At 71.5% G+C, this 24,482-nt stretch carries 25 protein-coding genes; 17 read left to right on the top strand and 8 right to left on the bottom strand.

Annotated elements, in window-relative coordinates; genetic code table 11:
• Positions 1-23: 23 nt before the first annotated feature.
• Positions 24-410 carry a helix-turn-helix domain-containing protein gene (locus HHX35_RS13275; protein WP_182899140.1) on the bottom strand — a complete coding sequence of 129 codons (387 nt, stop codon included), beginning with the start codon at positions 408-410 and terminating at the stop codon, positions 24-26.
• 103 nt (positions 411-513) lie between these two features.
• Here HHX35_RS13275 and HHX35_RS13270 point away from each other — a divergent pair, with 103 nt between their 5' ends.
• Positions 514-1,137, top strand: a complete 624-nt coding sequence (locus HHX35_RS13270; protein ID WP_182899139.1) for an NAD(P)-dependent oxidoreductase — start codon at positions 514-516, stop codon at positions 1,135-1,137.
• Positions 1,138-1,237: 100 nt separating this feature from the next.
• Positions 1,238-3,499 carry a catalase gene (locus tag HHX35_RS13265; RefSeq protein WP_182899138.1) on the top strand — a complete coding sequence of 754 codons (2,262 nt, stop codon included), beginning with the start codon at positions 1,238-1,240 and terminating at the stop codon, positions 3,497-3,499.
• 78 nt (positions 3,500-3,577) lie between these two features.
• Here the strand turns inward: HHX35_RS13265 and HHX35_RS13260 are convergent, their stop codons facing one another.
• Positions 3,578-4,414: a helix-turn-helix transcriptional regulator gene (locus HHX35_RS13260; RefSeq protein ID WP_182899137.1), complete on the bottom strand. Its 837-nt coding sequence runs from the start codon at positions 4,412-4,414 to the stop codon at positions 3,578-3,580.
• 74 nt (positions 4,415-4,488) lie between these two features.
• Between HHX35_RS13260 and HHX35_RS13255 the strand changes: the two genes are divergently transcribed.
• Entirely contained in the window at positions 4,489-5,274 is a 786-nt protein-coding gene (locus HHX35_RS13255) for a dienelactone hydrolase family protein (RefSeq protein ID WP_220505363.1), read from the top strand.
• Positions 5,275-5,354: 80 nt separating this feature from the next.
• Positions 5,355-6,704, top strand: coding sequence for an ammonium transporter (locus tag HHX35_RS13250; RefSeq protein WP_240808987.1), 1,350 nt, complete (start codon positions 5,355-5,357; stop codon positions 6,702-6,704).
• Between the two features lie 18 nt (positions 6,705-6,722).
• Here the strand turns inward: HHX35_RS13250 and HHX35_RS13245 are convergent, their stop codons facing one another.
• Positions 6,723-7,865 carry an ROK family transcriptional regulator gene (locus HHX35_RS13245; RefSeq protein ID WP_182899136.1) on the bottom strand — a complete coding sequence of 381 codons (1,143 nt, stop codon included), beginning with the start codon at positions 7,863-7,865 and terminating at the stop codon, positions 6,723-6,725.
• Between the two features lie 105 nt (positions 7,866-7,970).
• Here HHX35_RS13245 and HHX35_RS13240 point away from each other — a divergent pair, with 105 nt between their 5' ends.
• From HHX35_RS13240 to HHX35_RS13220, 5 genes are read left to right on the top strand one after another with little or no spacing between them, the layout of a single operon-like run.
• Positions 7,971-9,266 carry a sugar ABC transporter substrate-binding protein gene (locus HHX35_RS13240; protein ID WP_182899135.1) on the top strand — a complete coding sequence of 432 codons (1,296 nt, stop codon included), beginning with the start codon at positions 7,971-7,973 and terminating at the stop codon, positions 9,264-9,266.
• 3 nt (positions 9,267-9,269) lie between these two features.
• The gene (locus HHX35_RS13235) at positions 9,270-10,217 is read left to right on the top strand and encodes a carbohydrate ABC transporter permease (protein ID WP_220505362.1); all 948 of its coding nucleotides are present in this window, start codon (positions 9,270-9,272) and stop codon (positions 10,215-10,217) included.
• Positions 10,214-11,059: a carbohydrate ABC transporter permease gene (locus HHX35_RS13230; protein WP_220505361.1), complete on the top strand. Its 846-nt coding sequence runs from the start codon at positions 10,214-10,216 to the stop codon at positions 11,057-11,059. The genes HHX35_RS13235 and HHX35_RS13230 overlap by 4 nt, the downstream gene beginning before the upstream one ends.
• Positions 11,060-11,083: 24 nt before the next feature.
• On the top strand, positions 11,084-12,085 hold the full coding sequence (locus tag HHX35_RS13225) for an SIS domain-containing protein (RefSeq protein ID WP_182899134.1): 1,002 nt from the start codon (positions 11,084-11,086) through the stop codon (positions 12,083-12,085).
• Positions 12,082-12,969, top strand: a complete 888-nt coding sequence (locus HHX35_RS13220; RefSeq protein WP_182899133.1) for an N-acetylglucosamine kinase — start codon at positions 12,082-12,084, stop codon at positions 12,967-12,969. The genes HHX35_RS13225 and HHX35_RS13220 overlap by 4 nt, the downstream gene beginning before the upstream one ends.
• 67 nt (positions 12,970-13,036) lie before the next feature.
• Here the strand turns inward: HHX35_RS13220 and HHX35_RS43385 are convergent, their stop codons facing one another.
• Together HHX35_RS43385 and HHX35_RS43380 are read right to left on the bottom strand one after the other, a co-directional pair.
• Positions 13,037-13,171: a hypothetical protein gene (locus tag HHX35_RS43385; RefSeq protein WP_259405026.1), complete on the bottom strand. Its 135-nt coding sequence runs from the start codon at positions 13,169-13,171 to the stop codon at positions 13,037-13,039.
• 23 nt (positions 13,172-13,194) lie between these two features.
• Positions 13,195-13,827: a TetR/AcrR family transcriptional regulator C-terminal domain-containing protein gene (locus tag HHX35_RS43380; protein ID WP_182899132.1), complete on the bottom strand. Its 633-nt coding sequence runs from the start codon at positions 13,825-13,827 to the stop codon at positions 13,195-13,197.
• An 81-nt stretch (positions 13,828-13,908) separates the two neighbouring features.
• Between HHX35_RS43380 and HHX35_RS13210 the strand changes: the two genes are divergently transcribed.
• Both HHX35_RS13210 and HHX35_RS13205 read left to right on the top strand, forming a co-directional pair.
• The gene (locus HHX35_RS13210; RefSeq protein ID WP_182899131.1) at positions 13,909-14,169 is read left to right on the top strand and encodes a hypothetical protein; all 261 of its coding nucleotides are present in this window, start codon (positions 13,909-13,911) and stop codon (positions 14,167-14,169) included.
• Positions 14,166-15,125: a zinc-binding alcohol dehydrogenase family protein gene (locus HHX35_RS13205; RefSeq protein WP_182899130.1), complete on the top strand. Its 960-nt coding sequence runs from the start codon at positions 14,166-14,168 to the stop codon at positions 15,123-15,125. The genes HHX35_RS13210 and HHX35_RS13205 overlap by 4 nt, the downstream gene beginning before the upstream one ends.
• Before the next feature lie 107 nt (positions 15,126-15,232).
• Here HHX35_RS13205 and HHX35_RS13200 read toward each other — a convergent pair whose 3' ends face one another.
• The 3 genes from HHX35_RS13200 to HHX35_RS13190 all read right to left on the bottom strand — a co-directional run bounded on the left by HHX35_RS13200 (position 15,233) and on the right by HHX35_RS13190 (position 18,673).
• Complete coding sequence (locus tag HHX35_RS13200; protein ID WP_182899370.1) at positions 15,233-16,414, bottom strand: cytochrome P450; 1,182 nt, start codon at positions 16,412-16,414, stop codon at positions 15,233-15,235.
• 135 nt (positions 16,415-16,549) lie between these two features.
• Positions 16,550-17,638 carry a M20 family metallopeptidase gene (locus tag HHX35_RS13195; RefSeq protein ID WP_182899129.1) on the bottom strand — a complete coding sequence of 363 codons (1,089 nt, stop codon included), beginning with the start codon at positions 17,636-17,638 and terminating at the stop codon, positions 16,550-16,552.
• Between the two features lie 18 nt (positions 17,639-17,656).
• Positions 17,657-18,673 carry a LacI family DNA-binding transcriptional regulator gene (locus HHX35_RS13190; protein WP_182899128.1) on the bottom strand — a complete coding sequence of 339 codons (1,017 nt, stop codon included), beginning with the start codon at positions 18,671-18,673 and terminating at the stop codon, positions 17,657-17,659.
• A gap of 201 nt (positions 18,674-18,874) precedes the next feature.
• Here HHX35_RS13190 and HHX35_RS13185 point away from each other — a divergent pair, with 201 nt between their 5' ends.
• Genes HHX35_RS13185 through HHX35_RS13160 form a run of 6 tightly spaced genes read left to right on the top strand, consistent with a single transcriptional unit; the run spans position 18,875 to position 24,444 of the window.
• Positions 18,875-19,855 carry a substrate-binding domain-containing protein gene (locus HHX35_RS13185; RefSeq protein ID WP_139575131.1) on the top strand — a complete coding sequence of 327 codons (981 nt, stop codon included), beginning with the start codon at positions 18,875-18,877 and terminating at the stop codon, positions 19,853-19,855.
• A gap of 17 nt (positions 19,856-19,872) precedes the next feature.
• Positions 19,873-20,652, top strand: coding sequence for an ATP-binding cassette domain-containing protein (locus HHX35_RS13180; protein WP_139575130.1), 780 nt, complete (start codon positions 19,873-19,875; stop codon positions 20,650-20,652).
• On the top strand, positions 20,649-21,662 hold the full coding sequence (locus HHX35_RS13175) for an ABC transporter permease (RefSeq protein ID WP_310739063.1): 1,014 nt from the start codon (positions 20,649-20,651) through the stop codon (positions 21,660-21,662). The genes HHX35_RS13180 and HHX35_RS13175 overlap by 4 nt, the downstream gene beginning before the upstream one ends.
• Positions 21,659-22,720, top strand: a complete 1,062-nt coding sequence (locus tag HHX35_RS13170) for a phosphotriesterase (protein WP_182899127.1) — start codon at positions 21,659-21,661, stop codon at positions 22,718-22,720. Before HHX35_RS13175 ends, HHX35_RS13170 begins: the two co-directional genes overlap by 4 nt.
• A 31-nt stretch (positions 22,721-22,751) precedes the next feature.
• The gene (locus HHX35_RS13165) at positions 22,752-23,501 is read left to right on the top strand and encodes a glutamine amidotransferase (RefSeq protein WP_182899126.1); all 750 of its coding nucleotides are present in this window, start codon (positions 22,752-22,754) and stop codon (positions 23,499-23,501) included.
• A gap of 1 nt (position 23,502) precedes the next feature.
• Positions 23,503-24,444: a nucleoside hydrolase gene (locus tag HHX35_RS13160; protein WP_182899125.1), complete on the top strand. Its 942-nt coding sequence runs from the start codon at positions 23,503-23,505 to the stop codon at positions 24,442-24,444.
• Positions 24,445-24,482: the final 38 nt, after the last annotated feature.

Raw genomic sequence — 24,482 nt, 5'->3', positions numbered from 1 at the left:
CGGGTCGGCTTCCGCTGCCCGCGTCAGCCGGCGCGGTCGAGGCGGGCGGTGTCGTCGTACGACTCGCGGGCGTCGAGTAGTTCGTCCCAGTGCTCCGCCGCCCAGGCGCAGGCGGCCGCCAGCGGTTCGAGCAGGCTGCGGCCGAGGGGGGTCAGTTCGTACTCGACATGCGGGGTGGCCTCGGCGTAGACGGTGCGCTTGACGAGACCGTCCCGTTCGAGGGACCGCAGCGACTGGGTGAGGACCTTGGGAGTGACACGGTTCAGCGGTATGCGCAGCTCGGAGAACCTGCGCGGCCCGTGCTCGAGGCAGCGGATGATGAGCGCCGCCCACTTGTCACCGAATCGGATCGGATTGAGCGAGGACGGACACAGCTCGTCGAACATGTCGGCGGGCAGGGGTTCCCTCATGGCCTCACGATAGCCGGTATCCCGGTGGTAACCGCGGCTCCGGATAGCGTCCGGGGCATCGGCCGGGCACACGGGCTCCGGCCCTGGTGAGAGGTGGTTCGCCATGAACATCGTGGTCTTCGGCGCGGGTGGCCGGGCCGGGCGGCAGGCGGTCGCGGAGGCGCGCCGGCGCGGTCATCAGGTCACCGCCGTGGTGCGCGACCCCGCGGGCCACGGCGACTTGGGCGACGTGCGGGTGGTGGCGGGCGACGTCACGGACCCGGCGAGCATCGAGCGTGCGGCCGCCGGGCATGACGCCGCCATCAGCGCCGCCGCGGACCTGTCCGTGGCACCGCACGACTTCTTCACCGCGTCGGCCCGCGCCCTGTCCACCGGCCTGGCGAAGGCGGGCGTACCCCGCCTGGTGGTGGTCGGTCTCGCGTCGGTCCTGCCCGGGGCGTCCGGTGCTCCCCTGATGGACGAGCCCGGCTACCCCAACGAGTACCGCGCCTTCTACCTGGGGCACGCCGCAGGCCTCGACGAGCTTCGGACCTGCGACCTGGACTGGGCGTACGTGGCACCCGCGGGCGACTTCGACCATGGCGGCACGCGCGTCGGCCGGTACCTGCTCGCCGATCACGGCGACATGACCAGCCGGATCACGTACGCGGACTTCGCGATCGCGCTGCTCGACGAGGTCGAGGCGCCACGCCACCACCGCGCCGCCATCAGCATCCGGGAGGCGTGACAGCCCGGGCATCCGGCGGCGCGGGCCGATGTTTCGGCCTCCCACCTGCGGGTACTGCGCCGCGGACCTGTCCGTGCCGCTCCATGGAGGAACTCGCCGAATGGATGCCAGCAAGCCTGCCAAGGCCGTCAAGGACGTCGTGGAGAACGCCGCAGAGAAGGTGGCCGATCTCCTGACGCCGGACGTTCCCGGCTCGCCGGGCAGTGCCCCGGCGACCGTCGAGGAGCCGGCGACGCCGCGCGACCCGCTGCCGCCGAAGAAGGAACAGGGCGCTCCCGCGACCGTCACGCCGACGGGAGCGGAGACCGGCGCGCCCGCCACGTCGAAGGGCCAGCAGGGCGCCTACCTCACCACCGCGCAGGGGGCGCGGCTGCGCGACACCGACCACTCGCTGAAGGCGGGCGAGCGCGGCCCGACCCTGCTGCAGGACCACCACCTGCGCGAGAAGATCACGCACTTCGACCACGAGCGCATCCCCGAGCGCGTCGTCCACGCCCGGGGCGCCGGCGCCCACGGCGTGTTCGAGGCGTACGGCACCGCCTCGGCGGTGACCAGGGCGGGCTTCCTCAAGAAGGGGAGGAAGACCGACGTCTTCGTGCGGTTCTCCACCGTCCTCGGTTCGCGCGGCTCGGCCGACACGGTCCGCGACACCCGCGGCTTCGCGACGAAGTTCTACACCGACGAGGGCACCTTCGACCTCGTCGCGAACAACATCCCGGTGTTCTTCATCCAGGACGGCATCAAGTTCCCCGACGTGATCCACGCGGGCAAGCCGCACCCGGACAGGGAGATCCCCCAGGCGCAGAGCGCTCACGACACGTTCTGGGACTTCGTCTCCCTGCACACCGAGGCGCAGCACCACACCATGTGGAACATGTCCGACCGGGGAATCCCGCGCTCCTTCCGGATGATGGAGGGCTTCGGCGTCCACACCTTCCGGCTGGTCGACGAGGCAGGGGAGACGGTGCTGGTCAAGTTCCACTGGAAGCCCAAGCTCGGCGTGCACTCCCTGACCTGGGAAGAGGCGCAGATGCTCGGCGGCATGGACCCCGACTTCCACCGCCGCGACCTGTACGACGCGATCGAGGCCGGCGCCTACCCCGAGTGGGAGCTCGGCATCCAGGTGTTCCCCGACACCCCCGACCAGACGTTCGAGGGCATCGACCTGCTCGACCCGACCAAGATCGTGCCCGAGGAGCTCGCGCCGGTGCAACCCGTCGGGCGGATGACGCTCAACCGGACGCCCACGAACTTCTTCGCCGAGGTCGAGCAGGTCGCCTTCCACGTCGGCCACCTGCCGCCGGGCATCGACGTCACCAACGACCCGCTGCTGCAGACGCGGCTGTTCTCCTACCTCGACACGCAGATCACCCGGCTGGGCGGCCCGAACTTCGCGCAGATCCCGATCAACCGGCCGCACTGCCCGGTCAACGACATGCTCCGGGACGGCTTCCACCAGCACGCCGTGCACGCCGGGGTCGCGCCGTACCGGCCGAACTCCCTGGACGGCGGCAACCCGTTCGTCGCCGGTGACGCGGAGAACGTGTTCGTCGACACACCGGTCGAGGTCGCCCGGGCGAGGAAGGTCCGCGCCAACCCCGTCTCCTTCGACGACCACTTCAGCCAGGCCCGCCTGTTCTGGCTGAGCATGTCGCCCGTGGAGAAGGAGCACATCATCCGCGCCTACACCTTCGAGCTGGGCAAGTGCTACGAGCAGGCGATCAAGGAACGTCAGCTCCAGTGCCTGGCGAACATCGACCCGGTCCTCTGCCGGGAGGTCGCCGCCGGGCTGGGCCTGCCCGCGCCGGAGCCGGCCCTGCCGCTCGCCGACCCGGCGCCGAGCCCCGCGCTCTCGCAGGTGGGCAAGGAGTGGCCGGCCGACGGCCGCATGGTCGGCATCGTCGTGGACGACGGCGCCGACCTCGACGGCGTACGCGACCTGCGCAGGGCCGTGTTCTCCGCCGGCATGGTGCCGCTGCTGATCGCCCCGCACGGCGGGATGCTGGGCGACTCGCCCGTGCAGCGGACCTTCGCCACCGCCCGGTCGATCGAGTTCGACGCCCTGCTGGTGGCGGCCGCGCCGGCGCCGGCCCCCGACGCCCTGCCCGCGCGCGACGCCAAGGCGGGCGCGGGCGGCTCCGTAGCGGTCGATCCGCGGGTGACGCTCATGATCGAGGAGTGCTGGCGGCACGCCAAGGCGATCGGCGCCTGGGGCGCGGGCGCGAAGCTGCTCGCGCAGGCCGGAGTCTCCGGCACACCGGGCGTGGTCTCCGGTGACTCCGCCACGGAGGTCTTCACCGCTGTGCAGCGGCTGATGGCCGCCCACCGCGTCTGGGAGCGGTTCCCCGCCTCGGTGGCCTGACGCTTCACATCGGGCGTCCGCAGTGTCTCCTCCCTCGATTCCCTCGATTCGGGACCGGGGGAGGAGGACGCAGGGCCGCTACCCGGCGGCGATCAGCTCCGCGATCCGCGCCTGGTCGGCGTCCGCGGCGAGGAAGGCGACGAGCTTCTGCTCGACGTCGTCGGCGGTGAGAAGGACGACGTGCCGCAGTTCGAGCTCGCCGAGGAGCGGATGGCGCAGTCTCTTGGTGCCCGAACTCAGCGGCGCGATGTCGTGCCGCGGCCACCACGCGCGCACCTCCGGGCTGGCGGCCTTGAGCCGTGCGGTCAACTCCGCGAAGCCGCGGTCGCCGGGGTGGCGGGCGGCGGCGGAACGGTAGCGCGCGAGCTGCGCGGACGCCTCCTGCTCCCACTCGACGAAGACGGTCCGCGCGGCCGGGTCGGTGAACATCCACCACAGCATGTTGCGGGCGTCGGGCGCCAGCAGGAGCCAGTCGGTCCACAGGGCGCGGGCGGCGCGGTTGGCCGCGAGCACGTCCCAGCGCCGTCCCGTGACGTAGGCGGGACACGGATCGAGCCGGTCGACGAGCGCCGCGACGGCGGGGGGAAGGGTCTCCCCGCCGGGCGCGACGACCGCCGGCGCGGCGCGGTGGACGAGCTCGTGCAGGTGCGCGCGCTCGGCGGCGCCGAGGCGCAGAGCGCCGGCCAGCGCGTCGAGGACCTGACGCGAGGGGCGCACGTCCCGGCCCTGCTCCAGGAAGGCGAGGTAGGTCGGGGAGATCGCCGCGAGCGTGGCGACCTCCTCTCGCCGCAGGCCGGGGGTGCGGCGCCGGGCGCCCGAGGGAAGCCCGACGTCGGCGGGGCGCAGGCGGTTCCTCCGGGAGCGCAGGAAATCGCCGAGCTCCCTCAGCCGCGCGGGATCGACGGCATCGGTCATGGTGATCCTGATAATGCGGTTACTAGCATGAACGTCCTGTGGTTACGGCTATGGGGTGACGTTAGCGTCGTCCCGTGACTACACGATCTTCGCGCGCTCCGCACCGGATCCTCACCGAGTCGGTGGAGATGTCCGTCGCCGACGGGTCACGGATGGGCGCCTTCCTCGCCCGCCCGGCCGCCCCCGGGCCCTTTCCCGGCGTGCTGGTGGCGATGGAGCTCTTCGGCGTCAGCGCCCACGTCCGCGACGTCTGCGAGCGGCTCGCCGTGGAGGGATACGTCGCGCTGGCGCCCGACCTCTATCACCGCGACGCCCCCGGGATCGAGCTCCCGCACGACGCGGCGGGCCGCGAGCGCGGCTTCGATCTGCTGCACCGGCTGACGCGGGATCAGGTGGTGCACGACGTGCGCGCCGCCATGGAGCACCTGCGTGCGCGTGGCTGCGTGCGCATCGGCATGGTCGGCCTGAGCCTCGGCGGCCACGTGGCCTACCTCGCGGCCACCCGCCTGGACCTCGCGGCGGTGGCCGTCGCCTACGGCGGCTGGATCCCGGTCACCGACATCCCCCTCAGCCGTCCGGAACCGACGCTCGCGCTGACCCCCGGCATCACCGGGCGCGTGCTGGTCCTCGTGGGCGCCGAGGACCACGTCGTTCCGCCGGACCACCGCCGGATGATCGCGGACGCGCTGCGGGCCGCCGCCGTACGCCACGAGATCGTCGAATATCCCGGCGTCGGTCACGGGTTCCTCTGCGACCGCCGCGACACGTTCGACGCCACGGCGGCCGATGACGCCTGGCGGCGCGTACGGGAGCTCCTGGCCGAAGAACTGGTCGAGCATGGATCGGTGAGGAGCCGGTAACGCCCTCGCAATAAGAAACATCGCAGTAACACTCCCGAATACGCCATGAAACGGCCAACGGTGAGTCTCATGGTGCGCCCGTGGCGGAACCTGCGGACGACCACCGTGAGGAGTGTGAGGCGATCATGCCGGTGAAGGTAGATGGCGGTGCCACCGCCTGGCTCCTGGCCTGTACCGCGCTCGTCCTGCTGATGACGCCGGGCCTGGCCTTCTTCTATGGCGGGATGGTCAGGGCCAAGAGCGTGCTCAACATGATCATGATGAGCTTCGTCTCGATCGCCCTGGTCACCCTCGTCTGGCTGGCCGCCGGATACAGCCTGGCGTTCGGCCCCGACATCGGGGGACTGATCGGCGGCCTGGCCCACGTGGGGCTGCACGACATCACCACAGGGTCGGTCACCGGGCAGGTGCCGACGCTGCTGTTCGCGACGTTCCAGCTCACCTTCGCCATCATCACCGCGGCGCTGATCAGCGGCGCCATCGCCGACCGGGCCCGCTTCTCGGCCTGGCTGGTCTTCGTCCCGGTGTGGGCGCTCGCGGTCTACGCCCCCATCGCGCACTGGGTGTGGGGCCCCGGCGGCTGGATCCACGCCATGGGCACGCTCGACTACGCGGGCGGCCTGGTCGTGGAGATCACCTCGGGGGCCTCCGGGCTCGCCATGGCGCTGGTGCTCGGGCCGCGGATCGGGTTCAAGGCCGAGGCCATGCGACCGCACAACCTGCCCCTGGTGCTGCTCGGCGCCGGGCTGCTGTGGTTCGGCTGGTTCGGATTCAACGCCGGTTCCGCGCTGGCCGCGGACGGCACCGCCGCCGCCGTCTTCCTCAACACCCTGGCCGCGGGGTGCACCGGCCTGCTGGGCTGGCTGCTGGTGGAGCAGCGCCGCGACGGGCATCCCACCACGTTCGGCGTCGCCTCGGGCGTCGTGGCCGGGCTGGTCGCGATCACACCGTCGTGCGGCTCGGTCGACGTGCTGGGCGCCCTGGCGATCGGCCTGGTCGCGGGCATGGTCTGCTCACAGGCGGTCGGCTGGAAGTTCCGGCACGGCTACGACGACTCCCTCGACGTGGTCGGCGTGCATCTGGTCGGGGGCATCGTCGGCACCCTGCTCATCGGGCTGCTGGCCACCCGCACGCTCACCGGCGCCGACGGTCCGCGGGGCCTGCTGTACGGCGGCGGGCTGGCCCAGCTGGGCAAGCAGGCGATGGCGGTCCCGGTGGTCGCGCTGTACGCCTTCGCGGTCACCTACGGGATCGGCAAGCTAATCCACCGGCTGATGGGTTTCCGGGTGAGCGAGGAGGACGAGGTGTCCGGCGTCGATCTGGCGCTGCACGCCGAGACCGCCTACGACCACGGCGTGCTCGACCACGCCGTCCGGCTGCGCACCCACCGCCCCGCGCCGGCGCAGCCCGATCCGCGTCCCACGACCTGATCGGACTTCACCGGCCGGTCAGGCGTGGATCAGGCGGTGCAGAGCCTGCTCGCGGGCGAGCACGGCGGCGCCCTCGACGGTGGCCGTCGCCCCAAGGCCGCTCCGGCGGATCTCGACGGGGATGGACAGGGTTCCCAGGTTCTCCTGGACGCCCTGCACGAGGAGCGGGTTGGAGCCCACCCCGCCGCCGAGGACCACCAGACCGGGATCGAGTAGCGCGACGACCGCGACGACCAGCCGCCCGACCTGCGTGGCGTGCTCGGTCACGGCGCGCTGCGCCGGGGGGCAGCCCTCGCCGGCCCGCTGGAACAGCTCCTCGGCGCTCGTGGGCGGGGCGCCCTCCGACGCCGGCCACGCGGCCGCCGTACGCAGCAACAGGTGCTCGGCTCCGAGGAAGCGCTCCAGGCCCTCGGGGACGGGCTCCCGGCCGGCGTCCCACGGGAAGGGCAGGTGGGCGACCTCACCGGCCCATCCGGACGCCCCGCGCAGCAGACGTCCGCCGATGACCAGCGCCGCTCCTATCCGCACACCCGCCTGCACGTACGCGAACTGCGCGGCGTCCTGCGCCACGCCGAGGTTCCCCTCGGCGACGGCCGCGCAGTTGACGTTGTTCTCCAGGAGCAGCGGGGCCGGGGGGAGGGACAGCGCCTTGAGCATGTCGTGCACCTCGGGCGACTGCGAGGCGGCGGCCGGGTCCCTGTCGGTCACGACGGTCGGGAGCGCGATCACTATCTGCCGCAGCGGCCCGCTGTCGCCGAGCCGCGGCAGCGTCTCGCGCAGGAGCGCGCCCGCGGCGTCGGCGCTGGCGGTCAGGTCCGCCGCGCCGGACCGGGACGCCGGGGACGTGACGTCGCGGCCGACCCCCAGCAGTCGCTCGCCGCTCAGCGCGTGCGCGTGGATGCGCGTGCGGGTGACGCCGACGTCGACGCCCAATACGTGACCGGCCCCCTCGCCGATGCGCCACAGCAGCGCCGACCGGCCGGTGTGCCCCTGGACGGAGCCGTCCTCCCGCACGAGGCCGAGCTCCTCGAGCTCGGACATCGCCGTGGAAACCGTGGGCTTGGACAGGCCCAGCGCCTGGCTGATCTGGGGCCGGGTGGCCCGGCCGCGCCGGGTGAGCTCCGCCAGCACCGCCCGTGCACTCGTGCTCAGTGATGTCATCCGGATCCCCGCAGCTCCCGCTTCCGCTTGATCCTTTCGGACCTGCCCTTGACATATCCTACCTCACTTCGTTAGGTAAATGACCTAACTAACTGGAGGCTGGTTATGCACTCGATCTCACGCCGGAGGCTCCTGAGCCTGCCGCTGGTCCTCGGCGCGGCCGCGGTCCTGCCCGGTTGCGCCGTGTCCGGGCCTTCCCGCGGCAGCGGCGGCTCCTCGGGCCCCGTCACGCTGAACGCCCTGTTCATGAAGCAGGCCAGCTACAGCGAAGACGACATCCGCGGCATGCTCGCGGCGTTCCGGAAGGCCCACCCGGACATCACGGTGCAGCCGACCTTCGTCGCGTACGAGGCCCTGCACGACAAGATCGTCATCTCGGCGCCGGCCGGCACGTACGACGTCGTGCTGATCGACTGCATCTGGCCGGCGGAGCTGGCCGGCAAGAACATGCTGCTCGACGTCACCGACCGCTACCAGCAGGCCTGGCTGGACGACATCCTGCCCGGCACGCTCGGCTCCGTCACGTACAAGGACCGCAGGTACGGGATGCCGTGGATCCCCGGCGGGAAGATCTTCTTCTACAACACCCGGATGCTGAAGGACGCCGGGGTCGACGAGACGGCGATGTCGACCTGGGACGGCGTGCTCGAGGCCGCAAGGACGCTGAAGGCCAAGAAGGTCGTCGAACATCCGCTGGTGTGGAGCTGGGCGCACGCCGAGGCGATGATCTGCGACTACGCGCAGCTCCTCGGCGCGTTCGGCGGCCGTTTCCTGGACGACGCGGGCAAGGCGGCCTTCCACCAGGGGGGCGGGCTGCAGGCGCTGGAGTGGATGAGGCGCACGCTCGACGAAGGGCTCAGCGCGCCCTCGTCGACGAAGCTCCTGGAGGACGACGTCAAGAAGGTCGTCGTCCAGGGCGACGCGGCGATCGCGCTCAACTGGGACTACATGTACAGCGAGTCCAACGACCCGAAGCAGTCGAAGATCGTCGGAGAGCTGAAGCCCGCGGTCAGTCCCAAGGGGCCGGGCGGTCAGGGGCCGGCGGTCGACGGGTCGATGGGCCTGTCGGTCACCGCGACCTCCAAGCACCCCGACGCCGCGTGGCGGCTCGTCGCCTTCCTGTGCGGGAAGGACAACCAGCTCCAGTACGTCGAGAGGTCGCTGCCGGTGTGGAACAGCGCCTACGAGGACCCGAAGCTCACCAGCGGGGCGCAGGCGCCGCTGGTGGCGGCTGACAAGGCCCAGTACGGCTCGCTGATCGAGCGCCCCCAGGTCGTGCAGTACAACGCGGTGAGCCAGGAGATCCAGGCCGGGCTGCAGTCCTGCCTGGTCGGCGGCACACCCGCGGCCCAGGCGCTCTCCGACGCCGCGGCCAAGGTCGACCGCGTCATCGGGGGCTGACCGGTGTCCCTGACACTGCGACGCCCCGCGAGCACGGCGCCGCCGGCGGCCGGGGCCGGACGGGGGAAGGTCGAACGCCAGTGGCCGCTCGCCCTGGCGTTGCTGGCCCCGGCGATGATCGTCGTGTTCGGCGTCGTCCTGTATCCCATGGGCCGCACGCTGGTGCTCAGCCTCGTCGACGCCACCTCGGCGCTGCAGACCGCGTTCTCGTTCTCCGGGCTGTCGAACTACACGGCGCTGCTGTCGGACTCCGAGTTCTGGGCCACGGTGTGGCGCACCGCCGTGTTCACCGTCTTCTCCACGGCGGCGGAACTCGTGGTCGGCCTGCTGCTCGCGCAGTTCCTCAACCAGCGCATCCGCGGCCAGTGGTTCTTCCGCAGTCTCGTGGTCCTGGCGTGGGCGCTGCCCACCATCGTCAGCGCCAACATGTGGCGGTGGATCCTCCACCCCGAGTACGGCGCGCTCAACGGCCTTCTGATGAACCTGGGCCTGCTCGACTCGTACAAGGACTGGGTCGGCGGCCCGACACAGGCGCTGTTCGTGGTCGCGCTGGTCGACGCGTGGAAGACCACGCCCCTCGTGGCGATCCTGCTGCTCGCCTCGATGCAGACCATCGGCGACGACGTCTACGAGGCGGCGGCCATGGACGGCGCGGGGGCGGTGCGCCGGTTCCTGTCCATCACGATCCCGATGCTCAAGCCGGCGATCGCGGTCGTCCTGGTGCTGCGCACCATCGAGGCGTTCAAGGTCTTCGACATCATCTACATCATGACCAGGGGCGGCCCCGACTCCGGGACCACCACGATCGCCTTCTACACCTACCTGAAGGCCTTCTCCAACCAGGAGTTCAGCCTCGGCTCCGCGGCCGCCTACCTCACCGTGCTGTTCATCTTCGTGCTCTCGCTGGTGTACCTGCGCATGCTCCGCACCGACTCGGGGGGAACGGCGTGAGACCCTCTCGCTTCTACCGCCCCTCGATGTACCTGTGCGGGGCGCTGCTGGCCGCCGTCGTCCTCGGGCCGTTCGCCCTGCTGCTGCTCGCCAGCGTGTCCCCGCAGGCCGGCCTGCTCGGCAAGCCGCCCGACCTGTGGCCGGACTCGCCCACGCTGGACCGCTACGCGGCGATCTTCACGCAGGCGGCGGGCGGCGTGGCGGGCGACTTCCGCGTGGCCCTGGTCAACTCGCTGGTCGTCGCCGGGTGCAGCGTCGCGGTGAGCCTGGTGACCGGCGTGCTCGGCGCCTACGCGTTCGCGCGGCTGCGGTTCCCCGGGCGCAGGCTGGTGCTGTTCGTCTTCATGCTGACGTACATGATGCCGCCGCTGGCCCTCGTGGTGCCCATGTACATGACCGGCGCCGCGCTCGGCCTGCTCGACACGCGGACCTCGCTCGTCGTGGTCTACTGCTCCTTCACCACGCCCTTCGTCCTGTGGCTGCTGTCCGGCTACTTCCGCGCCCTGCCGGCCGAACTCGAGGAGGCCGCCCGCATCGACGGGTGCGGGCGGGTCGGCGCGCTGATCCGGGTGGTGCTGCCGGTGGCGCGTCCGGGCCTCATCTCCGCCGGGCTCCTGGCGTTCCTCATGGCGTGGGACGAGTTCTTCTACGCGCTCATCTTCACCTCGTCCCCGGCGTCGAAGACGGTTCCCGTGGCGCTGGCCGAGTTCACCGGCCGCTACAGCCTCGACTTCGGCCTGATGGCCGCGGGCGGCCTGCTCGCCGCCGTGCCGCCGGTGCTCATCGCGCTGATCTTCCAGAAGCACATCACCCGCGGGCTGGCCGCGGGTGCTGTCAAGTAACCCTCCGTTGTGAGAGAAGGTTCGATGTCACACGACATCTCCATGTCCGACGCGCTCGACCGGCAGCCCGAGGCGCTGGCCTCCGCGGTGCGCACCCTGCGCGAGCAGCTCACGGGCACCTGGCCCGCGCCGCGCCGCCCGCTGTTCGTGGCCATGGGCGCCAGCCACGCCGCGCTCGCGGCCTGCGTGCACCAACTGCGCGCGTACGGCATCTGGGCGAGCAGGGCCGGATACGGGGAGATCCCGGCGTCCGTCCCGGCGGCCGACGTCGACCTGGTGGCGGGGGTGTCCCAGTCGGGACGCAGCGCGGAGACGATCGACGCCCTGCGGGAGGTGGAGGCGGAGCGGCGGCTGGCCGTGGTGAACATCGCGGAATCGCCGCTGGCCGAACTGGCGAGCACGGTCCTGAGCTGCGGGGGAGTGCCCGATTCCAAGGTGTCCACCTCCGGTTTCACCGTCACGCTCGCCGCCCTCGGGATGCTGGCCGACACGTGGGCGCTCGGCGCGCCGGCAGACTCCTGGGAGTCCCTGACGGATCACCTGGACGAGACCGCCAGGCGGGCCGAGGACCAGGTGGACGGCCTCGTGCAGGGCGTCGCGGAGAGCGTCGCCGCCGACGTCGTCGGAGCCGGGGCGTCGCTGACCGCCGCCGAGGAGGGCGCGCTGATGCTGCGGGAGGCCTGCCGGCTTCCCGCCGCCGCGTACGAGACCCGGCAGTATCTCCACGGGCCGATGGAGTCGGCCGGCCGCACCGCGCACATCGTCATCGGGGACGAGCGCGAGGCCGCGCTGGCCCTGCAACTGGCCGAAGCCGGGCACCGGGTGCTCTACGTGGGCCCCTGCGCGGCGCCGGTCCCGCACGTGGAGATCCCGCGACTCGCCCCGGTGGCCCGCGCGATCGTCGAGAACGGCGTGCTCCAGCGGCTCGTCGCCAAGGTGGCCGCCGCGCGGAACGTTCCGGTCGGCGAGTTCCTGTTCTCGATGAGCGACACGAAGGTGGACACCCTCGCCGCGGGGACCGCATGAGCCGCATGGCCGTCGGCGTCGACGTGGGCGGGACGAAGACCCACTGGCGTGCGGCCGGGGAGGAGGGCCACGTCGCGGACCGCGTCGTGCCCAGCGACCTGGGCTCGGACATGGACGACCTGGCCGAATGGCTGGTGTCGGACCTGCGTGAGTGGGGGGTGCCGTACGACGCCCTGGGCGTGGGCGCGCACGGATGCGACAGCGCGTCCTTGTGCCGGAGGTTGCGCGACCTGCTGAGCGCGCGGCTCGCGGTCCCGGTGCGGGTGGTCAACGACGCCCACCTCCTGCCACACGCGGCCGGCGTCCCCGGGGCGATCGGCGTGATCGCCGGCACGGGGTCGGTCGCCGCGGGCACGGGTCCCGGCGGCGAGCCCCTCCTCGCCGGCGGCTGGGGATGGGCGCTCGGTGACGAGGGATCGGCCGCCGGGCTCGTACGCGAGGCCGTGCGCGCGACCTGCCTGCGGCACGACGCCGGCCTCCCGCCCGACGAGCTGGCGCTGGGCCTGCTCGCGGCCTTCCACGCGGACGAGGTGCCGGGGCTGTCGCACGCGCTGACCCGCTCGCCCAGCGCGGAGGAGTGGGGCCGTCACGCTCCCGTCGTCTTCCGGGCGGCGCAGCACGGATCGGGCGTCGCGCTGCGGGTCGTCGAGGAGGGGGGACGGGCGCTGGCGAAGCTGGTCGAGACGCTGATCTCCCGTGGGGCCTCGGCCACGGCGGTGGTCGCGGCGGGCGGGGTGCTCACGACGCAACCCCGGCTGTTCACCGCCCTGGCCGACGCGCTGGGCAAGAGCCACCCGGACCTTCCCGTCACGTTGCTCGACGCCGACCCGGTGGACGGCGCGGTGCGGCTGGCCCGGGAGCTCCTCGCCGCTCCGCGAGCCTGACCGGGCGGCCCCGGGCCGCGGGCGGGAGCGGCATGTCCGCCGCTCCCGCCCCTCGGCACGGACGGCATCAGTAGCCGTATCGGCTCTCGAGGTGGCGCCACCAGTCGCGCGGCATCCACGTGTCGAACTCGGTGATCTGCGTCGCGGAGCCGGCGTTCATGATGGAGCAGCACACGCGGTCGGCGTCCAGTCGTACGCTCACTCGCCTGCGGAGCGGCCGACCGGTCAGGACGTGGGGCCGGACTGCGCCGCAGGACCATGGACGATCTGTTCCAGACAATCGCGGAACAGATCATCGACGGTGCGGCCAGGCTGGAAGTACTCGGTCACCCCGGCCATCACGGTGGGGTACGCCGCGGCGTACGCGGCCATGTCGAAGCCGTCCAGGGCGTCCGCGTCGGGGGGGCCGGCCTGTTCCTCCAGGACGTAGCCGACGGTGAAGCGCAACACCGTCAACACGATCAGGCGAGCGTGCCGCAAGGGAATGCTGCGCTCGACCAGTGTGCTCATCGCCAGTTCGGAGATGGCGGCCATCTTGAGGGACAGCTGGGAGGCCGAGATGATCCGGGCTCCGTCCGGGTGGGCCAGCAACGCGCGCCGCAGCCGCTCGGCCAGGCCGATCAGCCAGTCCTGCCAGCACTCCTCCGGCGCGGGCGACGCGAGCTCGGGGAACTGCTGCTCAAGAATCGCCTCTGCGATCGCGGTGACCAGCGCCGCCTTGTTCGGGATGTGCCAGTAGAGAGTCGGCGACTGTACGCCGAGCCGGGCGGCCAGTTTGCGCGTGGTCACGCCGTCGAGACCCTCGGCGTCGAGTAGCGCCACGGCCTCGGTGACGATCCGCTGCTTGTCCAAAGCCAATTCCGGCACCTCCCTTCCACACCCTATCAGTGATAGAGTTCTCTATCGGTGATAGAGAGCCATGCGTCAGAGGAGGCACCGATGAGACACCGACACTCGCTCCGCGACCTGCTGCACTGGGCGACCCACCGCATTCCGGGGGTTCCCGCGCACACCGAGCAGCCTGCCGGGCACCAGGGCCAGGCCCGCCACGGCCATGGGCGGCGGCACTCGCCCACGCACCACCGTTCGCACAACCGTTCGCACCACCACGGGTTCAACCACTCCCCGGCCCGTCCGCCCCGCGTCCTGGCGGCGTGGCAGACGCGGATCGCCCGCTTGTTCGGTCAGGAGCTGGGATGAAGGCAGCGGTGCTCCACGAGGCCGGCGGCATCCCGCGCTACGAGGACTTTCCCGATCCGGTGGCCGGCGACGGCGAGGTGATCATCGACGTCAAGGCGGTCGCCGTCGAGAACGTCGACAAGGCGATCGCGGCCGGCACGCACTACGCCGGCGAGAAGTACATCGGCCGGTTTCCGGCGATCCCCGCCTTCGACGGCATCGGCGCCCTCCCAGACGGCACGCTCGTCGGGTTCGGCGACATCCGCCCGCCCTACGGCGCGCTCGCCGAGAAGGCCGTGGTGCCCGAGGGCTCCTACGTGCCGATCCCCGACGGCATCGACCCGGCCGTGGCGACCGTGATGGCCTCGGCGATCACCGCGATGTCGATGAAAGCGGCCGCGGGGTTCGTTCCCGGGGAGACGGTGCTGGTGCAGGGTGCCACCGGGGTCGCCGGGCGGCTCGCGGTCAAGGTGGCCCGGCTGCTGGGCGCCGGCCGGATCGTCGCCACCGGCCGCGACGACAACCAGTTGCGCGAGGTACAGGCCATCGGGGCCGACACGCTGATCAACACCGCGATCTCCGACGAGGCGCTGGCGCAGGCGTACCTCGACGCCAGGGGGGACGGCTACGACGTCGTCCTGGACTACCTGTGGGGCAGGCCCAGCGAGATCCTGCTGCGGGCGCTGGTGCCGCGGTCGTTCGCGTTCGGCAAGCCGACCCGCGTGGTCCAGATCGGCGAGTCGGCCGGCACTGAGCTCACCCTCGCCGGGTCGAGCCTGCGCACCTCCGGCGTGGAGATCTACGGCGCGGCCAAGGGCCTCGGCCCGCAGACCATGGACGAGGTGTACCAGCAGATCGTGGCGTGGACGCGGTCCGGCGAGCTCACCTTCGACGTGGAGAAGGTCCCGCTGAGCGACATCGAGACCGCCTGGCAGCGAACCGACCTCAAAGGCAGGCGACTCGTCGTGATGCCGTGACGGCCCGCGCCCACGACACACCAGCGGTGATCACCGGTCAGCGTTCCGTCGCCTGGGCGCGCACATCGCGCGCCGGAGGGCCGGGTGCTTGGCGGTGAGCGGGACGCCTACCAGGCGATCGGCATCGTGGTCAGGCCGTGTACGACGGTGAAGGAGCGGAACAGGGGCTCGCCCGCCAGTCGCAGGCCGGGGAACCTGCGCAGCAGGGCGGGGAACGCGATGCGCATCTCCATGCGGGCCAGGGGAGCACCGAGACAGTGATGGACGCCGTGTCCGAAAGCGACGTGGCCGATGGAATCCCGGCGGATGTCCAGGTCGTCCGGGTTCGGGACGAGCCCCGGGTCGCGGTTGGCGGCGGGAAGGGAGCAGATGACGGTCTCGCCGGGGCCGAGGGTTTGATCGCCCAGCCGGACCTCGGTCGTAGTGATCTTGACGGTTCCGGAATGCACGATGCTCAGCCACCGCAGCAGTTCCTCGACGGCGGCGTCCACGCGGTCCGGCTCGTCGCGCAGCAGCGTGAGCTGGCCGGGGTGCCGCAGCAGCGCGAGTGTGCCCAAAGACAGCATGTTGGCCGTGGTCTCGTGCCCGGCGAGCAGCAGCAGGGTGCCGATGCCGGTGAGTTCGGCGTCGCTCAACTCGTCGCCGTGCTCGCGTACGAGCATCCCGAGCAGATCCTCACCGGGATCGTGCCGAATCGTCTTGATCAGGCCTGCGATGTACGCCCGAGCCTCCGCCGCCGCGGCCGCGCGTTCGTCCGGAGGCAGGGACACGTCCAGGATCCGCTTGGACGTCCCCTGGAAGCCGGCCCGGTCGGCGTACGGCACGCCCAGCAGTTCGCAGATCACCAGGGAGGGAACCGGGAGGGCGAAGTCCGTCACCAGATCGGCGGGCGGTCCGCCGCGCTCCATGGCATCCAGATGGTCGTCGACGATCTGCTGGACTCTGGGCTCCAGCCGGCGCATACGGCGGACGGTGAACTCGGCCGTGAGCATCCGGCGCAGCCGGGTGTGCTCGGGAGGGTCGGAGCCGAGCAGGTTGCCGGCGCGCATCGCCGCGGCCTCCTCCGCACTGGGCGGCGGTGCGCCGGGCGGCCGGAGCGGAGGCACGAGCGCGTTGCTGAACAGCTCGGGATGGCTCAGCACCGTACGGACATCCTCGAATCTGGTCACCAGCCAGGCGTCGGTGCCGAACACGGTGCGGATCCGGGCTACCCCCTCGTCGTCCCGCAGCGCGGAGAGCTCCGGGACGGGATGGAACCCGTCCCGTCGCATGTGCAGGGGCGGGGACATGTCGCGCACGCGACCTCCTCGGGTCACCGGCAGTGTGATGATCGACTTGCCACAATCCGACCATAACCGTCCGGTGTCCGCCGTGGACAATCGTGACACGACTGTGGCGGCCACGTCGCCGGGCCGGTCACGTGATCAGGCGAACCGGCCGAGGGCGGCGGTGTAGATCTCGACGGCCTCCTCGATCCGGTGGACCAGGCAGTACTCGTCGGTGACGTGCGCCTGCTCGGGCTCGCCCGGTCCGCAGACGACCGTGGGCGCCCCGCCGCAGGCGGCGGCGAGGACCGAGGCGTCGGTGAAGTAGCTGGCCGCCGGGCGGTCGCCGGGCGCGCCCGCCCCCGCCTCGACCAGGGCCCGGACGAAGGGGTCGTCCGGCTCCGTCCAGATCGCGGGCAGGTCCACGAGCACGCCGAGGGCCGCCTCGTCGCCGAGCGTGGCCTGCAACCGCTCGCGGAGCCGTCCGTGGTCCTGGCCGGCGACGGTGCGCAGGTCGATGGTCGCGACGGCCAGGTCGGGCACGGAGTTCACGTTGATCCCGCCGCGCGCCGTTCCCACGTTCACCGTGGACGGGCCGAGCCAGGGGTGGTCCGGCACCCCGGGGTCGAACGTCTCGACGGCGCCGATCACGCGGGCGAGCTTGTAGATCGCGTTGTCGCCCAGGTGCGGCATCGAGCCGTGGGCGGTCGTGCCTCGCGTCGTGGCCTCCAGCCAGAGCGCGCCCTTGTGACCGAGCAGCACCCGGTTGGCGGTCGGCTCGGCCACCAGCAGGGCGCGCGACCTGCCCACCAGGCCCGCGGCCACCATGCCGGCCGCGCCCTCGCAGCCGGTCTCCTCGCCCACGGTGAAGACCATCTCCAGGGCGGCCTTCGGCCCGGTGCGGCGCACGTGCCGCTCGGCGGCGACCACCAGCGCGGCGACGCCGGCCTTCATGTCGCTCGAACCGCGTCCGTACAGGCGGTCGCCGTCGATCTCCGCGCCGTGCGGCGCGTGCCGCCACGCCTGCCCGCCCAGCGGCACGGTGTCGAGGTGCCCGGTCAGCGTCACCGGTTCGCCCGTTCCCCAGCGGGCGACCAGCCCGGTGCGGCCGGGCGCGTGCTCGTGCGTGCGCACCGCGAAACCGGCGTCCGACAGCCGTCTCGCGAGGGGTTCGGCCACCGCGGCCTCGCCCCCGCCCACGGAGTCGATCCTGATCAGCTCGCGTGCCAGCTCGACCGCCTCGTTCACGCGGCCTCCTTCCCTCACTTACTCTGCGACGCCGGCCGCCACCGGTCGGCTGGTCTGCCGTACGACGAGCCTGGGAGCGATGGCGATGCGCTGCGCGGGCCGGGGGTCGCCGGCCTTGACCTGGCCGAGCAGGCGCACGGCCTCCGCCGCCATCTCCTCCACCGGCTGGCGCACGGTGCTGAGCGGCGGGTCGCACATCGTCGCGTGTCCCACGTCGTCGAACCCGACCACCGCCACGTCCTCGGGGACGCGCGCTCCGCCGAACCGCAGCGACCGCACCAGGCCCACGGCGATCTCGTCGTTCGCGCAGACGACCGCGTCCGGCAGCCGGCCGGCGTCGAGCAGCCTGCGCCCGGCCTCGACGCCCCATTCGAGGGTGAACTCGCCCAGCAGCGGCGGCAGGACCTCCACGCCCGCCCGCGCCGCGGTGCGTTCGAACCCGCTGAGCCGCAACCGGGCGGAGGAGCTCACCAGCCGGCTGCCCGCGAAGACCACCGAGCGGGCCCCGCCCGCGATCACGTGATCGACCGCCAGGGCCAGCCCGGCCTCGTCGTCCACGCCCACCCAGTCGGCCCCGCCGCCCTCGATGTAGCGGTCGAGCTGCACCAGCGGCACCCGGCGGGCCGCGTCGAGCACCGCCGGGACGCTGGCCTCGATGTCGCACGGGCTGATGATCAACCCGTCCACGCGCCGGGCCAGCAGGGTCTCCAGCCTGCGCGCCTCGACCTGCGGACTGTACTGGGACGCGCACAGCAGCAGGTCGGTGCCGGAGTTCTGCAGCTCGCGCTCCACGGCCTCGACGATCGTGGTGAAGAACGGGTTGCCGATGCCCGGGACGACCATGCCGATGGTGCCGGTGGTCTGGTCGCGCAGCGCCTTCGCGACCGCGTTCGGCTGGTAACCGAGCTCGGCGGCGGCGCGCGCCACCCGCTCGGCGATCTCGGGCGTGACCTTGCGCCGCCCAGAGAGGGCACGGGAGGCCGAGGCCACGGAGACGCCGGCCGCTCGTGCCACGTCGTGAATCGTCACGCCCATCGTGTAATCGATTTCCCTTGATCTTTGCCAACGATCGACCTTGACGACCGTTGTGATGCCAGGATCACAAGGAACGATAGAGGTTCTGTGAGGAAACCGCACCTTGACGGTGCTTTTTTGGTCGCACTAGCATGCCCGAAACTCGGGTAATCGATTACCCAACCGATCTCATCCCTCCCGGCCCCCCGAAAGGCTCATCTCATGGCTCGATCCACGAGACTCATCCGCCTGACAGCGGCGACGACGATCCTTGCCACCGGCCTGCTGGCGGCGGCGTGTGGCGGCTCGGACGACTCCGGCGCCTCCGGAGGCTCCGGCGGAGACCGGCCGCGGGTCGGAATCGTTCAGATCAACCAGCAGGCGATCTTCTTCAACGAGATGAACGCCGGCGCCCAGCAGGCGGCGAAGGAGGCGAACGTCGACCTCACGATCTTCAACGCCAACGACGACCCGGCCAAGCAGAACGAGGCCATCGACAACTTCGTCCAGCAGCAGTTCGACGCGGTCATCGTGGTCGCCATCGACGTCGAGGGCATCAAGCCCGCCGTGAAGATCGCCAAGGACGCCGGGCTGAAGGTCGTCGCCGTGGACGCCATCGTCGACTCGCCCGCCGTGGACACCCAGGTGGGCGTGGACAACGCGGCGGCGGCCCAGCAGGCGGGCGACTTCGTCAACAAGTGGGCCCAGGCGCAGGGCCTGAGCGCGCCGAAGATCGGCGTGGTGGGCGCGCTGAACTCCTTCATCCAGAACATCCGCAAGGACGACTTCAACAAGACCGTCGAGGGCGCCGGCGCGAAGATCGTGCAGACCGTCGACGGGCAGAACAAGCAGGAGGCCGCGATGACGGCCGCGGAGAACCTGCTCACCTCCCGGTCCGACATGAACATCGTGTACGCCACCGGCGAGCCGGCCCTGCTCGGCACGGTCGCCGCGGTGAAGTCGCAGAACGCGGGCGACCGGGTCAAGGTCTTCGGCTGGGACCTGACCAAGGAGGCCATCAGCGGCATCGACGAGGGGTTCGTCGCCGGAGTGGTTCAGCAGGACCCGAAGACCGAGGGCTACGAGGCCGTCAAGGAGGCCAAGGCCCTGATCGGCGGCGCCCAGGCGAAGAAGAAGATCGACGTGCCCGTGACGATCGTGACCAAGGACAACGTCGACCCGTACCGCGCCACGTTCAAGTGAGCGGCGAAGGGATTCGCATGACGGACCAAGAGGCGGGTCGCGTTGATCGAGTGGTCATGCGCGACATCCGCAAGCGCTACGGAATGGTCGACGCGCTGCGCGGCGTGACGCTGCGCGTCGGCCCGGGAGAGGTGGTGGGGCTCGTCGGCGACAACGCGGCCGGCAAGTCCACCCTCATGAAGGTGCTGGCCGGCGCCGTCGTGCCGGACTCCGGCGAGATCGTCTTCGACGGCCGGCCGGTCTCCTTCGCCAGCCCCAAGGACGCCCGCGAGCTGGGCATCGAGATGGTCTACCAGGACCTCGCGCTCTGCGACGACATCGACGTCGCCGGGAATCTGTTCCTCGGCAGGGAGCCGCGCAAGGCCGGCGGGATGATGCTCGACGTGCGCAAGATGCACGCGGACGCCCGTCGCCACCTCGACGCGCTGAACATCCGGATCCCGCTGACGGACATCCCCGTCGGGGGGCTGTCCGGCGGCCAGCGGCAGGCGGTCGCCATCGCCCGGGCGGTCACCTTCGGGCCCAAGCTGCTCATCCTCGACGAGCCGACGGCGGCGCTCGCCGTCGCCGAGGTCGAGACCGTCCTCGAACTGATCAAGACGGTCTCGGCGCAGGACGTCTCGGTGATCCTCATCACGCACCGCCTCCAGGACCTCTTCCGGGTCTGCGACCGGCTGTGCGTCATGTACGAGGGCACGCTCAGGGCCGACCTGGACGCCCAGAACACGAGCCTCGAACGGCTCGTGTCCGAGATCGTCGCCCACGACGAGGGAGAGAAGGAGGGGAGGCGACGGTGACCGCCACCAGGACCGGGACCAGCCAGCGGGTCGTCACCACCAGGTCGGCCCGGGCCAACGCCCACATCGGCCGGCACGCGCAGACGATCGCGATCGCGGTCGTGCTGGTGGTCCTACTGATCTTCTTCGCGTTCTCCGCCGACCGGTTCGCCACGACGGGCAACTTGCTCAACCTGTTGCGGCAGATCGCCCCCACGCTGGTCGTCGCGACCGCGATGACCTTCGTGATCAGCACCTCCGGCATCGACCTGTCGGTCGGCTCGACGGTCGCGCTGTCCGGGTCGCTGCTCGCGATCGTGCTGCAGCACGGGTGGAACCCCACCCTCGCCCTGGTCGCGATCCTCGCGCTCGGCGCGCTGATCGGGTTCGTGAACGGGTGGTTCTCCTCCTACCAGAACATCCCTCCGTTCATCGTCACGCTCGCGATGTTGTCGATCATGCGGGGTACGGCGCTGCGCGCCACCGAGGGCTACTCGACCCCCATCGACGGAGACCTCTGGATCGTCCAGATCGGCCAGGGCCGCATCGCCGGGGTGCCCGTCCCGGCCATCCTCGCCGTGATCATCGCGCTCTTCGGATGGCTCGTCCTCACCCGGACGCCGTTCGGCCGCTACGTCATCGGCCTCGGCTCCAACGGCGAGTCGCTGCGCCGCACCGGTGTGAACACGCGGAAGGTCGGGCTGACCGTCTACGTGCTCACCGGCCTGGCGGCGGCGGTCGCGGGCGTGCTGATCGCCACCCGCCTCAGCTCCGGCTCGTCCAACGCCGGCACCGGCTTCGAGCTGGAGGTCATCACGGCCGTCGTGCTCGGCGGCACCAGCCTCTTCGGCGGCCGGGCGAGCATGCTCGGCACGATCCTCGGCGCGCTCACGCTCGGCGTGATCGCCAACGGCCTGGTGCTGCTGCACGTCTCTCCGTTCTACGTGCAGATCGTCCAGGGCGGCATCCTGCTGCTGGCCATCTTCGCCAACAGCAAGGTGTGGGCGAAGTTCGGAGCGATAAGGAAATGACGTCCGCAGCCCGGCCTCCGGACGTGACGACCGTGCTCGGCCCGGTGTCCGCCGACGACCTCGGGATCACGCTCTGTCACGAGCACCTGCGCAACGACGGCGCCCGCGCCTGGCACCCCGCGCCCGAGGGCGACGCCGAGGGCGAGCTGATCGCCCGCGACCCCGTGCGGATGGAGTTCCTCGGCAGGCTCCGCAACGACCCCTACCTCTCCCGCGACAACGTGTCGCTGGACGACACGGGGACCGCCATCGAGGAGGTGCGCAGGTTCGCCGAGCGCGGCGGGCGCACGCTGCTCGAAGTGACCCCCGAGGGGATCGGGCGGGCGCCCGCCGAGCTGGTCGCGATCGCCCGCGCCACCGGGCTCAACATCGTCATGGGCTGCGGTTTCTACCTGCAGAAGACCCACCCCGCCAGGGTCCGCTCGATGACCGCGGCGGACGTCGCCGACGAGATCGAGCGCGACCTGACCGAAGGCGTCGACGGCGGCGTCCGCTCCGGCGTGATCGGCGAGATCGGCGTCTCGCCGGACTTCACCGCCGAGGAGGAGAAGGTGCTGCGCGGCGCGGCCCGGGCGCAGGCCCGCACCGGCGTGCCGCTCTCGGTCCATCTCCCCGGCTGGGTGCGGCACGGCCACCGCGTGCTCGACGTCGTCGCCGAGGAGGGCGGTCTGCTCGCCGGCACCGTGCTCTCGCACCTGAACCCCAGCGGAGCGGACCGCGACTACCAGGTGTCCCTCGCCCTGCGCGGCGCCTACCTCGGCTACGACATGTGCGGCATGGACTACCTCTATCCGGGCGAGGGCCAGTCCCCGTGCGACGAGGAGAACGCCGCCGCGGTGGCCTGGCTGGTCCGCGCCGGGCTCGGGGACCACGTCCTGCTCTCCCAGGACGTGTTCCTGAAGACGATGCTCGTCCGCTACGGCGGCACCGGCTACGCCCACATCCTCACGCACTTCGTCCCGCGCCTGCACCGGCACGGGCTGACCGCCGGCGACACCACCCGGCTGCTCGCGGACAACCCGCGCGAGCTCTTCCTCGCCGCCGCGCGCGGCCACTGATCACACACACGAACAGAAGGAGACGATTTCCATGACCCGCGTGCTGGTCGCCGGCGAATCGTGGGTGAGCCAGTCGACCCACTTCAAGGGCTTCGACTCGTTCACCACGACCACCTACCACACCGGAATCGATCCGCTGCGGGACGTCCTGGTCGCCGACGGCATCGAGGTCGACCACCTGCCCGCGCACGACGTGCCCGCGTTGTTCCCCGGCACGCCCGAGGCGCTGGCGGCCTACGACGTGATCGTGCTCTCCGACATCGGGGCCAACAGCATCCTGCTGCACCCGGCCACCTGGCTGGCCAGTGAGAAGACCGTCAACCGGATCGACCTGCTGGCCGACTGGGTGGAGCAGGGCGGCGGCCTCGCCATGGCCGGCGGCTACCTGAGCTTCCAGGGCTTCGAGGCGAAGGCCGCCTTCGCCGGTACGGCCGTGGAGCGGGTGCTTCCCGCCCGCATCTCCCGCTACGACGACCGCGTCGAGACCCCGCAGGGCGTGCCCGGCCTGCTCGCCGAGGACGCGCACCCCATCGTGGCCGGACTTCCCGCCCAGTGGCCCGACCTGCTCGGCTACAACCGCTTCACACTGCCCGAGGACGCCACGCTGCTCGCGACCGTCGCCGGCGACCCCCTGCTCGCCGTACGGCAGGCCGGGGCCGGGCGCACGCTCGCCTGGGCCTCCGACATCGCGCCGCACTGGTGCCCGGACGAGTTCGTCTCCTGGGACGGCTACCGCACCCTGTTCACCCGGGCGGTCCGCTGGCTCGCGAAGGAGCTCTGACATGCCGATCCCGGTGATCCTCGACTGCGACCCCGGGCACGACGACGCCATGGCCATCCTGCTCGCGGTGGCCCACCCGGCGATCGACCTGCGTGCGGTCGCGACGGTCGCGGGGAACCAGACGGTGGAGAAGACCGCGCTCAACGCGCGGCGGATGCTGAGCCTGGCCGGCGTCACCGGCGTGCCGGTCGCCGCCGGCTGCGACCGCCCGCTCGCGGCACCGCTGGAGATCGGCGACTACGTGCACGGGGAGAGCGGCCTGGACGGCCCGGCGTTCGGGGAGCCGAGCGTCCCGCTCGACCCCCGCCACGGCGTGGACCTCATCCACGACACGCTGGCGGCCGCAGCCGAGCCGGTGACCGTGGTGGCCATCGGCCCGCTGACGAACATCGCCACGCTGCTCCGCCGTCATCCGGAGGACCGCGAGCGGATCAGGGAAGTCGTGATCATGGGCGGCTCCACCGATCGCGGCAACCACACGCCGTACGCGGAGTTCAACGTGTACGCCGATCCGGAGGCGGCGGCGGAGGTGCTGGGCAGCGGCGTGCCGACGACGTGGGTCGGGCTCAACGTCAGCCACCAGGCGCTGGTGACCGCCGACGTGCTCGCGAGGATCGAGGCGCTCGGCACCCCGCTCGCCCGCGTCTGCGTGGAACTGCTCACGTTCTTCGGCTCGACCTATCACGAGACCTGGGGGTTCCCCGCTCCGCCGCTGCACGACCCGATCACGGTGGCGTACCTCATCGATCCCACGGTCCTGACGTACGAGCGGGTGGGCCTGCGCATCGAGCTGGACGGCCGGCACACCAGGGGAGCGACCGTGGCCGACCTCCACCGGCGCATGGACTGGGAGCCCAACGCGAACGTCGGGATCGGACTGGACCGCGACCGGTTCTGGGATCTGATGATCGGCGCGATCGAGACGCTCGGCCGGGCCTCCTGAGCATCGCCGTAGCACTGACAGCCTGAAACAGGAGGAAC

The sequence above is a fragment of the Microbispora sp. H10830 genome (genome assembly GCF_014161375.1).
Classification (GTDB): Bacteria; Actinomycetota; Actinomycetes; order Streptosporangiales; family Streptosporangiaceae; genus Microbispora; species Microbispora catharanthi.
The sequence above is the reverse complement of the archived record's forward strand: the minus strand, read 5'-3'. Positions and strand labels throughout refer to the sequence as shown.